We start from the raw sequence: 14,419 nt of genomic DNA, 5'->3' as shown, positions 1-14,419 counted from the left end.
GGCCGCTTTCGTGTCGATTTCGTGCCGATGCAGCGCGGCCGCACGTCGTGCGGGCCGCAAAAGGGAGCGAGCGGTGTGCCTGCGGCGGGCCGCAGGCACACGCGCTCAGGCCGCCGCGCGCAGCGCGGGCGTGTGCGTGTTGGTGGCGAGATAGTCCATCGCCGCGACGACGCCGCTCGCGGCCACCGGCACGCCGGCGAGCTTCAGCCCCATCTCGCAGCCGGCGAGCGTGGCCATCAGCGTGAGGTCGTTGCAGTCGCCGAGATGGCCGATGCGGAACATCTTTCCGCGCATCTTGCCGAGCGCCTGCCCGAGCGACATGTCGAAGCGTTCATAGATCAGCTTGCGCACGGCGTCTGCGTCGACGCCGTCGGGCATCATCACGCCGGTCAGCACGGGGCTGTAGACGGCCGGGTCCGCGCACTGGATCTCGAGGCCCCAGGCGCGCACCGCGCGGCGCGTCGCTTCCGCGAGCCGCTGGTGGCGCGCGAACACGTTGTCGAGCCCTTCGCCGAGGATCATGTCGAGCGCTTCGGCGAGGCCGTACAGCAGGTTGGTGTTCGGCGTGTACGGCCAGTAGCCGTTCTTGTTCGCTTCGATGATCTCGTGCCAGCCCCAGAACGCGCGCGGCAGCGTCGCGAGTTCGCTCGCCGCGAGCGCCTTCGGCGACACCGCGTTGAAGCTGATGCCGGGCGGCAGCATCAGCCCTTTCTGCGAACCCGACACGGTGACGTCGACGCCCCATTCGTCATGGCGGTAGTCGGCGGACGCGAGCCCCGAGATCGTGTCGACCATCAGCAGCGCCGGGTGGCCGGCCGCGTCGATCGCGCGGCGCACGGCCGCGATGTCGGAGGTGACGCCGGTGGACGTTTCGTTGTGCACCACGCACACGGCCTTGATGTCGTGCGCGGTGTCGGCGCGCAGGCGCGCTTCGATCATGTCGGGCTGCACGCCACGGCGCCAGCCTTCGATGCCCGGCAGCCCGAGGAACTCGGGCTTCAGGCCGAGCGCGTCGGCCATCTTCTTCCACAGCGTCGCGAAGTGGCCCGTCTCGAACATCAGCACGGTGTCGCCGGCGCTCAGCGTGTTGGTCAGCGCGGCTTCCCATGCGCCGGTACCCGACGCCGGATAGATGATCACCGGCTGCGTGGTCTTGAAGATCTTCTTGATGCCGGCCAGCACCTTGAGGCCGAGCGCGCCGAATTCGGGGCCACGGTGGTCGATGGTCGGATAGCTCATCGCTCGCAGGATCCGGTCGGGCACCGGGCTCGGCCCCGGAATCTGCAGGAAATGGCGGCCGGACGGGTGGAAGTCGAGTTGCAGCATGGTCGTTCTGTCTCCTTGGTTGCATTTTGAATTTTGCATGCAAAATACTTTAGCAGAGCGATCGCGGCAAAACCAAGCGCTGATTTCGCCGAAAATGCCGGTGTTTACCCGACATTGGCGGGGAGATATTCGGGTCGGGCGAGTTGCAGTAGAATCGCGGGAAGCAAGAAGGAAGGACTTTGCATGCAAGATTTGAATGATCTGGAGCATGTCGGCACCGCGCCGGCATTGCCGAAACTGGAGCGGCAGCGGCTGCACGACACGGTTGTCGAGCACCTGCGCAAATTCATCGTCGAAGGCGTGCTCACGCCGGGCATGCGGCTGAACGAGCGCGAGCTGTGCGAGACGCTCGGCATCTCGCGCACGCCGCTGCGCGAGGCGTTCAAGGTGCTGGCGGCCGAGGGGCTGCTGGTGCTGTCGCCGAATCGCGGCGCGAGCGTGTACCGGATGAGCGAATCGGAGATCCGCGAAACCTTCGAGCTGATGTCGGGGCTGGAGGCGTTTTCAGGCGAACTGGCCTGCGAGCGGATCACGCCCGCGGAGCTCGCGGAGATCAAGGCGCTGCATTACTCGATGCTCGCGTGCCGGATGCAGAACGACCTGCCCGGCTACTACAGCCGCAACCAGGAAATCCACGACCGCATCAACGAGGCCGCGCGCAACTCGGCGCTGCGGGCCACGTACCAGTCGATCAACCGCCGGATCATGTCGATGCGGTTCCGCTCGAACCAGCACGTCGAGAAGTGGGATCGCGCGGTGCACGATCACGAGGAGATGATCAAGGCGCTGGAGGCGCGCGACGGCAAGGCGCTCGCGGCGATCCTGCGGCGGCATCTGCTGGAAAAGCGCGACGCGGTGTTGCTGATGCACGCGGAAGTGGACGCGTAGGCACACGCCGCCCGCGAACTGTCACGACGCCTTGAGGGCGCGTGTTCAGAACGCCGTGCGCAGGCCGAGCCCGGTCGAATCGCCGTTCCCGTAGCCGCTCGCGCGGTCGCGCATGTACGCCACGTAGACGTCGGTCCGCTTCGACAGCCGGTAGTCGTAGCCGAGCGCCCAGGTCGTTCTCGACGGGCGGTCGCGTCCGTGGCTTTTCGCGGCCATCACCGATGCGAGTACCGTGCCGAAGCCGAGCGGCACCGCCGCGCCCACTTGCCCGCTATGCGTGCCGAGCCCGCCGCCGTCGATCGCGTCGTGCACGTACTGGTAGAACGCAGTGAACTTCACGAATGTCAGGTCGTAGCCGACGCCGGCCAGCACGGCGTCCTGCTGCGTGAAGCCGGCGATGGATGCGTTCAGGTCGCCGGGCATCCGGTCGAATTTCGCCTGCTGGAACGCGAGCGTCGCGCTGAACGCGCGGTGCCCGTCGTAGGTGACGCTGCCGCCCCACTGGTTCGCGCCGGCGTGGCCCGGCTCGTTGCCGGTCGCATAGATCAGGCTCGCCTGCAGCGCGTGCTCGCCGGGTGTCGAGACCAGCACCGAGTTGCTCCAGCCGTTGTCGCCGACGAGGCCTTGCCCCGCTACGCCCTTGTACATCTGGTTCAACGCCGGCGAAAAGCCGAACGACGTCGAGAACGGGTTGAAGCGCACAACGGAGATGTAATACGGCGTCGTATTGCGTCCGGCGCGCAGCACACCGTACGGCGTCGCGACGCCGACATACGCGTTGCGCCCGAAGAACGTATCGCCGCTGAAGCGGCCGGCGCCGCCGTTCGACGGGCGCATGAATGCTTCGAGCGCGAACTGCAGCGCGTAGCCGCCGCCGAGATCCTCGCGGCCGCCGATTCCCCAGAAGCTCGTCGTAAAGCCGCCCGAATTCATCGCATATGCGCGCGGCTTGCCGAGACTCTTTTGCGTGCCGACGTACACGTCGGCCAGCCCGTACAGCGACACGGAAGACTGGGCCGTGGCGTCGTCGGCGATCGTGCAGGCGATCAGCGATGCACCGACGGCCGACAGCAGCCGGCGGTTGACTGCCGGCGTGAGCCGGTGGTGTCGCCCGTTTTTTCTTCGGTTCGAATGGGTAGGCATACTGATCAAATAGTCTGGAGGAAGCGGATGGAAAGCAGCCGCGCGCCGATGCTTCGCGGCGTTTGCCGAACGACTGACGGCAGGCGCTACGCCTGACCGTCAGCCATCGCGAACGTCAGAACGCGTGGCGGATACCCGCGCGGCCCACCGCCTGCTTCTGGTTGCCCGACGGATTGAAGCCCGCGATCTGCGCGACCGGCGCGTCACCGGCCGCCTTCTGGAATGCCCCCATCACGTAGACGCTGGTGCGCTTGGACAGCGCGTATTCGACGCTCAGGTTGAACTGGTGATACTTCGGCTCCGCGTTCGTCGCGTGGTCGCGGCCCGTCGTGTACGTATAGCCGGCGCCCACCGTCACGGCCGGCGTCGGCGTGACCAGCGTCGACAGCTCGTAGTTCTGGAACGTCGCGTCGTGCCCCGCGCTGCCTTGCTGGAAGTTCGTGTTCGTGAAGTCGGCCAGCACCTTGAGCCACTGCACGACCTGGTACGACGCGCCCACGCCGAACACCTTCTGCGCGCGCGCCGCATCGAGGTAGTTGCCGTAGATCGCGTTCGTGAAGCCCGGATAGTTCTGGTAGCCCTGCGTCGACACGCCCGGGTTGTTGATCCGCAGATAGCCGATGCCGAAGCCGACCGGCCCCGCCGCGTAGCTCGCGCCGACGCTGAACGTCGCGTTGTCCGAGAAGCGGCCCGGTTGCCCGCCGAATGCATAGAGGCCGCCGAACGTGATGCCCGCGATCGTCGGGCTGCGGTACTTCACCGCGTTCGAGATCGGGAAGCCGTTGTCGGTGTTGTCCATGTCGTTCGGGTGCGCGAAGTAATAGCCGCCGATGTTGCCGTTCAGCGTGAACGGCTCGACGTAGTCGACGATCGAATCCCACTGGCGGCCGAGCGTGAGCGTGCCGAGCTTCGTGTCGTTCAGGCCGACGTACGCATTGCGCGAGAACGCGAGCCCGCTGCCGAGGCGGCCGGAGTTGAGGTCGAAGCCGCTTTCGAGCCGGAAGATCGCGCTCAGGCCGCCGCCGAGATCCTCGGTGCCGCGCACGCCCCAGCGGCTGCCGGCCGTCACGCCCGACGCGAGCTGCACGAGATGCTTGCCCTGCACGTTGGACACGTAGTCGACGCCATCCTCGACGATGCCGTACAGCGTGACGCTGCTTTGCGCGTGGGCGGTAGCGGCCGCGGCGAGCGGCAGCGCGAACAGGATTTTTTTCATGATGGTGTTCCGGTGCGGGGTGGTTGAAAGGCGGCGAGCGGTGGTTGGATCCGGTTGCGTGCGGATCGGTACGGAAGCGCCCCGCGCCGCGATCGAACGGCGATCGCGGCGGCGGGTGCGGCAGCTAACGGGTGAGACGAAGGAAGGGCGGTGCGCCGCTCAGTCGCGATACGCGCGCAGCAGTGCATCGGCGGCGCGGAAGTCGGGCGTGAGCGGGCGGTCGCTCTGGAGGAACGCGACCTTCGCGCGCAGTGCGCGGTACAGCGGCTGCGTGGCCGGCGCGAGCGTGAACGACGGCTGCTTGCGCTGGCGCAGGTCGATCGCCTGCGCCGCCTCGATCAGTTCGAGGCCGAGCAGCGTGTAGCTCGCATCGATCTGCTTCTGCACGCGCTGCACGACGTCGGGCGCATTCGTCGCGACGTCCTCGATACCGCCGGCGACCGGCAGGTAGTCGAGCGACACGGGCATCGCGAGCGACTTCACCGTCATCGCGAGCGCGGTCGGCGGCTTTTCCATCGCGCCGAACGCGTGCACGGTGTCCGCGGTGCCGAGGAAGCGCGAGAGGCCGGTGAGGTGCGGATCGTTCAGCTTGACGATGCGCTGCGCGGACGCCAGCGCGTTGTGGCCGAGCGCGAGCCCGAGCTGTTCGAACGCGAGCACCCACGGCAGCGGCTCGAAGTTCGCGCTCGGCAACACCGCGCCGCCGCCGTCGACATAGCCGGCGGCATCCTGAGCGCGGTTCGACTTCGGCGTGACGCCTACCGCGACGCCCGGGTTGTCGTCGCTCGAATTGAGCTGAACCTGCAGCAGCGCACGCGCTTCGTCATGGGTGCGATCCTCTTCGCCGAGCAGGTAGACGCCGGAACGGAAGCTGAGCGGATCCTGCAGCGGCCGGTCCGGATCGCGATTCCACAGGCTGCTGCCCGCGAGCAGCGTGCGCAGTGCGGCGCCGGCGCGCAGCGTGGCCGGGAACGGCCGCAGCGCGAGCGTGTCCTCGCGGAACGGCGACACATTGCCGTTCAGCCCCTGCAGGCTCAGCGCGAACACGACCTTTGACACCTGCGCGAGGCGCGCCATGTCGGTGAGCGCCAGCGCGCCCATCCCGGCCGAGTACGCGTTGGAGCTGAGGATCGCAAGCGCGTCCTTGCCGTACGGGCGAATCGTCGCGATGCCGGCCGACTTCAGCGCGTCGGCGGCCGCGAGCTTGCGGCCCTGGTAGTACACGTCGCCTTCGCCGAGCATCGCGAGGCCGACGTGGCTGAGGATCGTGATGTCGGCTTCGCCGATCGAGCCATCCGCCGGCATCGCGGGCGTGACGCCGCGATTGAGGAACTGCGCGTACGCATCGACGATCGCGGGCTGCACGCCGGCGCCGCCGTCGAGCATCGCGTTCAGGCGGGCGGCCATCGCGGCGCGGGCCACGCGCACGCTCATGTCGGGGCCGACGCTGCCGGAGTGCGCGTGGATCAGCCCGATGTTGAAGCGCGTCGACGCGTCGATGACCTCCTGGCTCAGCTTGCCGTGCGCATCGACCATCTCGCGGTCCTTGTTGAGGCCGACGCCGACCGTCAGCCCGTAGATCTGCTGGCCGGCCGCGGCGGCCTTCAGCAGCACGTCGTGCGCGGCGACGACCCGCTGGCGGGCGGCCGGCGCGATCGACACGGCTTCGCCGTCGGCGATGCGTGCGATCGATTCGGGCGTGACGGACCGGCCGTCGAGCGTGACGTCCGCGAAGGCCGGGACGGCGGCGAAAAGCGCGAGCGCGATCGCGCTCCGCATGAGGAAGCGTTGCATGAAGCAGTTCTCCGATTTCAGGCGTGACGTGACGTGGAAGACAGCGCGGCGATCGACGCGAGCGCGATGACGCTCGCGACCATCACATACCAGGCGGGCGCGAACGGGTTGCCGGATCGTTGCGTGAGCCACGCGAGGATCGCCGGTGCGAAGCCGCCGAAGATCGTCGTGGCGATGTTGTAGGACAGCGACATGCCGGTCGCGCGTACCTGGGTCGGGAACAGCTCCGACAGCGCGGCGGGCGCGACGCCCGTGAAGATCGCGACCATCACGCAGAACGCGCTCTGCACGACGATCAGCGCGGTGAGCGTGTGCACGTCGGCGAGCCAGTGCAGCAGCGGATACACCGACACGAGCATCAGCACGGCGCCGGCCGTCAGCACCTTGCGCCGGCCGAAGCGATCCGACCAGCTCCCGGCGCACACGCAGGTGACGGCCATCAGGCAGTTGCCGACCAGCGACGCGATGAACGCGTCGCGCCCGTCGAAGTGCAGCGCGCGCTGCACGTGGGTCGGCATGTAGATCACCAGCGCATACACGCACACGGCCCACAACACCGAGAACCCGGTGCCGACCACGAGCGCGCGCGGATAGTCGCGCACGACCTGCAGCAGCGGCGCCTTGCGTTCGGCCGGCGCACGCGCGGCACGCGCCATCTCCGCGCGGAAATGCGGCGTTTCGTCGAGCGTCTTGCGCAGCCACAGGCCGACCGGCGCGATCGCGAGGCCGAGGATGAACGGGATCCGCCAGCCCCAGTCGCCGATCTGTTCGCGCGACAGCGTGAGCGTCACGGCGGTCGCGACCAGCGCGCCGAGGATGTTCGACGCGGCCATGCTCGCCTGCAGCCACGATGCGTAGCGGCCCTTCTTGTCAGCCGGCGCGTGCTCGATCAGGAACGCCGCCGCGCCGCCCACTTCGCCGCCGGCCGAGAAGCCCTGCAGCAGGCGGCCGCACAGGATCAGCAGCGGCGCGCCGACGCCGATCGCCGTGTACGGCGGCGCGAACGCGATGATGCCGGTGCCGGCCGCCATCACGAGGATGGTCAGCGTCAGCGCGGCCTTGCGTCCCGCGCGATCGCCGTACACGCCGATCGCGAGCGCGCCGAGCGGCCGCGCGATGAAGCCGATCCCGAACGCCATGAACGCCTCGACCAGCTCGGTGCCCGTGTCGCCGCGATGGAAGAAGTTCTGCGCGATATACACGGCAAAGAATGCGTACACGGAAAAGTCGTACCACTCCAGCGCGTTGCCGATCGACGCCGCGGCGATCGCGCGCCCGGCACTCGAGGTAGGGGGCGACACGGCATCGGCCGTGTCGAGGGGAACCGCGGTTTGCTTCACTTCGATCTCCTGTCCTGTCGTCGTGCGAGCCGGCCGTTACAGCCGGATGTGCGGGATCTGCTTGTGCTGCGCTTCGTCGAGCGCTTCTTCGTAGCCGGCGTCCGCATAGCGGATCACGCCGAGCGCGGTGTCGTTGGTCATCGACAGCGTCAGCCGCTCGTTCGCGGCCGCGCTGCCGTCGGCGACGACGGTGACGCCCGCGCTCGTCATGTAGCCGCTGTAGCCGCCGCCGCCCGAATGGATCGCGACGAGATCGGCCATCGACGAACAGCTCATCATCGCGTTCAGCAGCGGCCAGTCGGCCACCGCGTCGGAGCCGTCGCGCAGGTTCTCGGTCATGATGTTCGGGTGCGCCATCGCACCGGCGTCGAGGTGGTCGCGGGTGAATGCGACCGGCCCGGCCAGCACGCCGTCGCGCACCATCGCGTTGACCGCGAGCGCGAGCCGCGTGCGCTCGCCGTGGCCGAGCCACGCGATGCGTGCGGGCAGCCCTTCGAACGGCACGCATTCGCGCGCCTTGCGGATCCAGTTCGTGACGATCCGGTTGTCCGGGAAGTGTTCGAGCAGGTAGTCGTCGATGAGGCGGATGTCGTTCGGGTCGTTCGACAGCGCGATCCAGCGGAACGGGCCGATCGCGCGGCAGAACAGCGGGCGCAGGAACGCTTCGGTGAACACCGGGATCTCGAACGCGCGCGCCACGCCACCGTCCTTCGCATGCGTGCGGATCAGGTTGCCGTTGTCGAACACGATCGCGCCGCGATCCTTGAAGCCGAGCATCGCTTCGACGTGCCGCACGATCGACGCGCGGCTCGCGTCCATCAGCTTCGTGCGGTCGCTGTCGCGCAGCGCGCGCACCTCGTCGAGCGTGTAGCCCGACGGCACGTAGCCGTACACGAGATCGTGCGCGGCCGTCTGATCGGTGACGATGTCGGGCACGACGCCGCGCGCGAGGATCGCCGGGAACACGTCGGCCGCATTGCCGAGCAGGCCGACCGAGATCGGTTCGCGCCGGGCCTGCGCGTCGCGGATCAGCGCGAGCGCCTCGTCGAGATCGCGCGCCTGCCGTTCGAGGAAGCCGATCTGCAGCCGCTTGTCGATGCGCGTCTGGTCGATCTCGACGACGAGCGTCGCCGCGTTCGCCATCCTGCCCGCGAGCGGCTGCGCGCCGCCCATCCCGCCGAGGCCGGCCGTCAGGATGAAGCGTCCGCGCAGGTCGTTGTCGAAATGGCGCTCGGCGATCCGCGAGAAGATCTCGTAGGTGCCCTGGATCACGCCTTGCGAGCCGATGTACTGCCAGTCGCCGGCCGTGAGCCCGCCCCAGCAGATCAGGTTGCGCCGTTCCAGTTCGTAGAAGTGCTCGGCTTTCGCCCACTGGCCGATCAGGTTGCAGTTCGCCATCACGACGAGCGGCGCGCTCGCATGCGTGCGCAGCAGCGCGACCGGCTTGCCGGACTGCACGACGAGCGTCTCGTTCTCGTCCATCGTCTTCAGCGTGCGCACGATCGCGTCGTGCGACGGCCAGTCGCGCGCCGCGCGGCCGAGCGCCGCGTAGACGATCAGCCGGTCGGGATCCTCGCCGACGGCGAGCACGTTCTCGAGCAGGCGCAGCAGCGCTTCCTGGCGCCAGCCCTTGCAGCGCAGCGTGGTGCCCGAGGTCACTTCGAAGGTGCGGTTCGTCATCGTGCCCTCCGGTCAGCGTGCGAGCGCATAGTCGGCGATCGAGATGCCGAGCGCGGCTTCGACCGGCGGATACACCGCGGGATCGAACACCGACGACGACAGCGGAATGTGCGCCTTCGCCACCCGCAGCACGTGGATCTCCATCCCTTCCTTCAACTGGCCCGCACTGACGGGGCGGCCTTCGGCATCGAGCGTCGTGATCACGTCCGGGTAGGTCGCGATCCGCTCGCCGTGCGCATCGTCCACCGCCATGTGTTCGTTCATCACGTGAATGACCGCGCGCTGTGCGCCGCTGCCGAGATAGACGAGGCCGACGTCGAACGCTTCGCGCGTGTATTCGAGCGTATTGCGCTCGACCTTGCCGCTCGCGATGATCTCGCCTTGCGTGGCCGCGCAGATCGCATCGATCACCGCGCTGCCGCCGCGCCGCTCGGCGTCGATGATCGCTTCGCCGAGCGCGAGCGCGCGGCTGATGCCGCCGAGCGCCGCATGCTGGCGCACGTACGATGCGCGAATCGGGTTGCGGCAGCTCGCGATGAAGCCGCCGGCCATGTCGGCCGCCTTGCGCAGCACCGGCGACACTTTCGCGGTTGCGCCGCGCACGACCACTTCCATGTACGCATGGTGTTCGCGGTTGCCGCCGGCCGCCGCCTGGATCATCGGCGCCGTGCTCGATGCGAGCCCGAGCGAGCCCATGTCGCCGGTCGGATGCGCACGGATGTCGCCCACCGCGTCGACCACCTTGGTGCCGAGCAGCGCGGACGGCAGCCACGCGTTCAGCGTGCTCGACATGCCGTTCTGCCCGATGATGAGCCCCGCGAGCGGCGCGCCGAGCGCATCCTGCACGAGCTGCGCGGCCTTCACGTAATCGGCGCCGAGCATCTGCCAGTCGGTGAGGCCGCCCGGTGCGCCGATCGCGGCGGCCGTGGCGATCCACGCGTCGTCCGGCAACTCGTCGATGGTCACCAGTTCGGGGCGGCCGATCGTGACCGCGAGCGTGCCGAGTTCACGGCCGTGGTCGGCCCAGCCGCCACCGCCGCATGCGAAAACCGAACCGCCCTTGACGGCGGCTTCGACGTCCTTCGAAGACAGAATGCGTCCCATGTGTCGTTTGTCCTGAGAGGGAAAAAGGGCTGTACGCGCCGGCCGGAAAGCCTTGTGTGGCGGTACTGTCCAAACGATTCTAGGGACGCCGAATATTGAGCGTTATTGCTATTTTATGGAGACTTCATAACGCGATGTTAAGCGTAGGGTAATCCCGGTGACGCTCGAACGACGGTTGGCGAACGGCGCAATCCGCCGCCGCCGGTACCGCGCGGAAACGCAGGCCGGATAACGGTTTCAGCCTGTTCGGGCAACGCAATTCACGCGGGGGCGGAGAGCGCGTGCAGCGTGTCGATGAACTCGTGCGCGAGGCGCGACAGCGGTGCCAGCACGGGGTGCAGCACGCTGACCGGCGCGGCAATGGTCGGCACGATCGGCTTCACGACGATCTGCGGCCACACGGGCCCCGCGACCGTCAGCTCGTCGATCAGCGCGATGCCGGTGCCGGCCTGCGCGAGCGCGCATGCGACGTGCGCCTGCTGCACCTCGATCTTGACCTGCGGCACGAGCCCTTCGTCGCTGAACAGCCGCCGCACCAGTTGCCCGAGCGGGATGTCGCTGCCATAGCCGATCAGCGGCTGGTCCGCGAGATCGCGCACGGCCAGCGTCTTGCGGCGCGCGAACGGATGCGACGCGGGCACCGCCGCGACCATCCGGTTTTCATAGAGGCGCTGGCTTTCGACGTTCGGGTGCGTGTCCTGCAGGAACGCGATACCGAGCTCGACCTGCTGCGTGAGCACCGCCTGCAGCAGCACGCTCGGGATCATCGTGTGCAGGATGATGCGCACGTCGGGAAAGCGTTCGTAGAACGCGGCGATCGCGCGCGGCAGCAGCGACTGCCCGAGATTGGGGCTGCACGCGATGCGCAGGTGGCCCATCCGGTTCTCGATCAGGTCTTCCGCGATTTCGTTGACGCGCTGCACGCCCTGGTACACCGCATTCACTTCGACGAACAGCCGCTGCGCTTCCGGCGTCGGGTAGAGCCGCCCCTTGATGCGCTCGAACAGCGCGAGGCCGAGCCGCTGCTCGGCATACGAAATGAGCCGCGAGACAGCCGGCTGCGAGACGTGCAGCAGCTTCGCGGCGCCGCTGATCGAGCCGGTCAGCATGATGGCGCGAAACACCTCGATCTGGCGCAGGTTCAGACGCACAGCCTTAACTCCATGTTATGTGGGGGTGATAAATCGGCATGAGACATTCTGGCAGAGCGCTGCCTAAACTGCTCGTGATCAAAAAAGCGCGAGGCGCAGATGAGCGAATTCGAACAGGTGGTGCGCGGCCGGTTGGTCGATGCGCGCGAGGTGGCCGACGACGGCTGGCTCGCGATCAGGGACGGGCGGATCGCCGCGCGTGGCACGGGTGTGCCGCCGGCGGCGCGCGACACGATCGATGTGCGCGGGCAGTGGGTGCTGCCGGGCGTCGTCGACGGGCAGGTGCATGCGGCCAGCCAGGCGAACCAGGAGGGGCTCGGTCACGCGTCGCGTGCGGCTGCCGCCGGGGGCGTGACGGTGATGGTCGACATGCCGTACGACGATCCGGAGCCGGTCGCGTCGCGCGCGCAGCTCGACCGCAAGATCGCGGAAGCCGAGCGCGATTGCCACGTCGACGTCGCGCTGTACGGCACGCTCAACGCGAAGCACGGCCTCGACGCGGCGGCCGGGCTGATCGACGGCGGCGTGTGCGCGTTCAAGTTCTCGACGTTCGAGGCGACGCCCGGCCGGTTCCCGCGCGTCGAGGAGGACGTGCTGTACGACGCGTTCCGGCTGATCGCGCCGTCGGGCCTCGCGTGCGGCGTGCACAACCAGATGCAGGACATGACGCGCAAGAATGTCGCGCGGATGATCGAGGCCGGCGACACGGGCTGGGACGCCTTCCTGCGCGCGCATCCGCCGCTGATCGAGAATCTCGCGACCGCGCTGATCTACGAGATCGGCGCGGAGACGGGCGCCCGCGCGCACGCGGTGCACGTGTCGACGTCGCGCGGCTTCGAGCTGTGCAACATGTTCCGGCAGGCCGGCCATCGCGCGAGCATCGAGACCTGCGTGCAGTACCTGATGCTCGACCACGAAACGCACACGAAACGCTTCGGCGCGAAGACCAAGCACTACCCGCCGATCCGGCCGCGCGCCGAGCAGGATCTGCTGTGGACGCATATCGCGCGCGGCGAATGCACGTTCGTGTCGTCGGATCACGTGAGCTGGGGGCTCGAACGCAAGGGCGACCCGAACGTGTTCCGCAATGCATCGGGCGGCCCGGGGCTCGAAACGCTGCTGCCGGCGTTCTGGACCGGCTGCGAACAGCATGGCATCGCGCCGACGCGGGTGGCCGAACTGCTCGCGACGAACCCGGCGCGGCATTTCCTGCTTGATGACCGCAAGGGATCGCTCGACGTCGGCGCCGACGCGGATTTCGTGATCCTCACGCCGGAACGCTACGCGTTCGATCCGTCGCGCAGCCTGTCGGCCGTGCAGTGGAGCGCGTTCGAAGGAATGGAATTCACGGTGCGGATCGCCGCCACGTACTGCCGCGGCGCGCTCGTGTACGACGGCGAGCGCATCGTCAATCCGGCAGGCTCGGGTCGCTTCCTCAAGCCGCACGGCAGCCGGTCGATCGCCACGCAACAGGAGCACGCATGAATCCGACACCTTTCCCGCCGCTGAATGCCGAACGCCTGAACGCGCGCGTCGAGCAACTGGCGCGCTTCACGCGGCCCGACGTCCCGTGGACGCGCCGCGCGTTTTCGCCGCTCTTCACCGAAGCGCGTGCATGGCTCGCCGCGCAGTTCGCCGAAGCCGGCCTGACTGTGTCGATGGACGCGGGCGGCAACCTGATCGGCCGCCGCGAAGGCAGCGGCCGCTGCACGAAGCCGCTCGTCACGGGGTCGCACTGCGACACGGTGGTCGGCGGCGGCCGCTTCGACGGGATCATCGGCGTGCTCGCGGGCATCGAGGTCGCGCATACGCTGAACGAGCAGGGGATCGTGCTCGACCATCCGTTCGAGGTGATCGACTTCCTGTCCGAAGAACCGAGCGACTACGGCATCTCGTGCGTCGGCAGCCGTGCGCTGTCGGGCGTGCTCGACGCCGGCATGCTGCGCGCGACGAATGCGGAAGGCGAAACGCTCGCCGAAGCGCTGCGCCGCATCGGCGGCAATCCGGACGCGCTGCGCGAACCGCTGCGCGCGCCGGGCACCACGGCGGCGTTCGTCGAGCTGCATATCGAACAGGGTCCGGTGCTGGAGACGCGCGGCTTGCCGATCGGCGTCGTGACCAACATCGTCGGCATCCGGCGCGTGCTGATCACCGTGACCGGGCAGCCCGACCATGCGGGCACGACGCCGATGGACATCCGCCGCGACGCGCTGGTCGGCGCCGCGCACCTGATCGAGGCCGCGCATGCGCGCGCGTCGGCGCTGTCGGGCAAGCCGCACTACGTCGTGGCGACGATCGGGCGGATCGCGATGACGCCAAACGTGCCGAACGCGGTGCCGGGGCACGTCGAGCTAATGCTCGAAGTGCGCAGCGACAGCGATGCGGTGCTCGACGCTTTCCCCGAGGCGCTGCTGGCCGGTGCGGCCGCGCGGCTCGATGCGTTGCGGTTGAGCGCGCGCGCGGAGCACGTGAGCCGCGCGCGACCGACCGATTGCCAGCCGCTCGTGATGGACGCGGTCGAGCAGGCGGCCACGCAGCTCGGCTATCCGAGCATGCGGCTGCCGAGCGGCGCGGGGCACGATGCCGTGTACGTCGCGCCGACCGGGCCGATCGGGATGATCTTCATTCCGTGCCTGGGCGGCCGCAGCCATTGCCCGGAAGAATGGATCGAGCCGCAGCAGCTGCTCGACGGCACGCGCGTGCTGTATCAAACGCTCGTTGCACTCGATCGTTCGCTCGCGGGCGCGGCGTAACGGCGGCCGGCGCGCGCGGCGGGG

11 protein-coding genes are annotated in these 14,419 nt (G+C 68.5%); 3 read left to right on the top strand and 8 right to left on the bottom strand.

The window, feature by feature from the left end:
* Positions 1–105 precede the first annotated feature (105 nt).
* The gene (locus BDI24065_RS02810) at positions 106–1,326 is read right to left on the bottom strand and encodes a pyridoxal-phosphate-dependent aminotransferase family protein (protein ID WP_175029923.1); all 1,221 of its coding nucleotides are present in this window, start codon (positions 1,324–1,326) and stop codon (positions 106–108) included.
* A gap of 183 nt (positions 1,327–1,509) precedes the next feature.
* Between BDI24065_RS02810 and BDI24065_RS02805 the strand changes: the two genes are divergently transcribed.
* Entirely contained in the window at positions 1,510–2,214 is a 705-nt protein-coding gene (locus BDI24065_RS02805) for a GntR family transcriptional regulator (protein WP_175029922.1), read from the top strand.
* A 45-nt stretch (positions 2,215–2,259) separates the two neighbouring features.
* Here the strand turns inward: BDI24065_RS02805 and BDI24065_RS02800 are convergent, their stop codons facing one another.
* The 7 genes from BDI24065_RS02800 to BDI24065_RS02770 all read right to left on the bottom strand — a co-directional run bounded on the left by BDI24065_RS02800 (position 2,260) and on the right by BDI24065_RS02770 (position 11,642).
* Positions 2,260–3,357, bottom strand: coding sequence for a porin (locus tag BDI24065_RS02800; protein ID WP_175029921.1), 1,098 nt, complete (start codon positions 3,355–3,357; stop codon positions 2,260–2,262).
* A gap of 115 nt (positions 3,358–3,472) precedes the next feature.
* Entirely contained in the window at positions 3,473–4,573 is a 1,101-nt protein-coding gene (locus BDI24065_RS02795) for a porin (protein WP_175029920.1), read from the bottom strand.
* Between the two features lie 159 nt (positions 4,574–4,732).
* Positions 4,733–6,367, bottom strand: coding sequence for an HAL/PAL/TAL family ammonia-lyase (locus tag BDI24065_RS02790; RefSeq protein WP_175029919.1), 1,635 nt, complete (start codon positions 6,365–6,367; stop codon positions 4,733–4,735).
* Positions 6,368–6,384: 17 nt separating this feature from the next.
* Positions 6,385–7,707: an MFS transporter gene (locus BDI24065_RS02785; protein ID WP_175029918.1), complete on the bottom strand. Its 1,323-nt coding sequence runs from the start codon at positions 7,705–7,707 to the stop codon at positions 6,385–6,387.
* A gap of 36 nt (positions 7,708–7,743) precedes the next feature.
* Positions 7,744–9,387 (bottom strand): urocanate hydratase, encoded by a 1,644-nt coding sequence (locus BDI24065_RS02780; RefSeq protein WP_175029917.1) that lies wholly within the window; start codon positions 9,385–9,387, stop codon positions 7,744–7,746.
* Positions 9,388–9,399: 12 nt separating this feature from the next.
* The gene (locus tag BDI24065_RS02775) at positions 9,400–10,491 is read right to left on the bottom strand and encodes a DUF917 domain-containing protein (RefSeq protein WP_175029916.1); all 1,092 of its coding nucleotides are present in this window, start codon (positions 10,489–10,491) and stop codon (positions 9,400–9,402) included.
* A gap of 260 nt (positions 10,492–10,751) precedes the next feature.
* On the bottom strand, positions 10,752–11,642 hold the full coding sequence (locus tag BDI24065_RS02770; protein ID WP_011356603.1) for a LysR family transcriptional regulator: 891 nt from the start codon (positions 11,640–11,642) through the stop codon (positions 10,752–10,754).
* A gap of 99 nt (positions 11,643–11,741) precedes the next feature.
* Here BDI24065_RS02770 and BDI24065_RS02765 point away from each other — a divergent pair, with 99 nt between their 5' ends.
* Positions 11,742–13,127 (top strand): dihydroorotase, encoded by a 1,386-nt coding sequence (locus BDI24065_RS02765; protein WP_175029915.1) that lies wholly within the window; start codon positions 11,742–11,744, stop codon positions 13,125–13,127.
* Positions 13,124–14,395 carry a Zn-dependent hydrolase gene (locus tag BDI24065_RS02760; RefSeq protein ID WP_175029914.1) on the top strand — a complete coding sequence of 424 codons (1,272 nt, stop codon included), beginning with the start codon at positions 13,124–13,126 and terminating at the stop codon, positions 14,393–14,395. Before BDI24065_RS02765 ends, BDI24065_RS02760 begins: the two co-directional genes overlap by 4 nt.
* Positions 14,396–14,419 lie beyond the last annotated feature (24 nt).

Origin of the sequence: Burkholderia lata, assembly GCF_902499025.1 — a bacterium.
Lineage (GTDB): Bacteria > Pseudomonadota > Gammaproteobacteria > Burkholderiales > Burkholderiaceae > Burkholderia > Burkholderia lata_C.
Note: the sequence above shows the minus strand (reverse complement) of the source record. Positions and strands in the feature narration are given on the sequence as shown.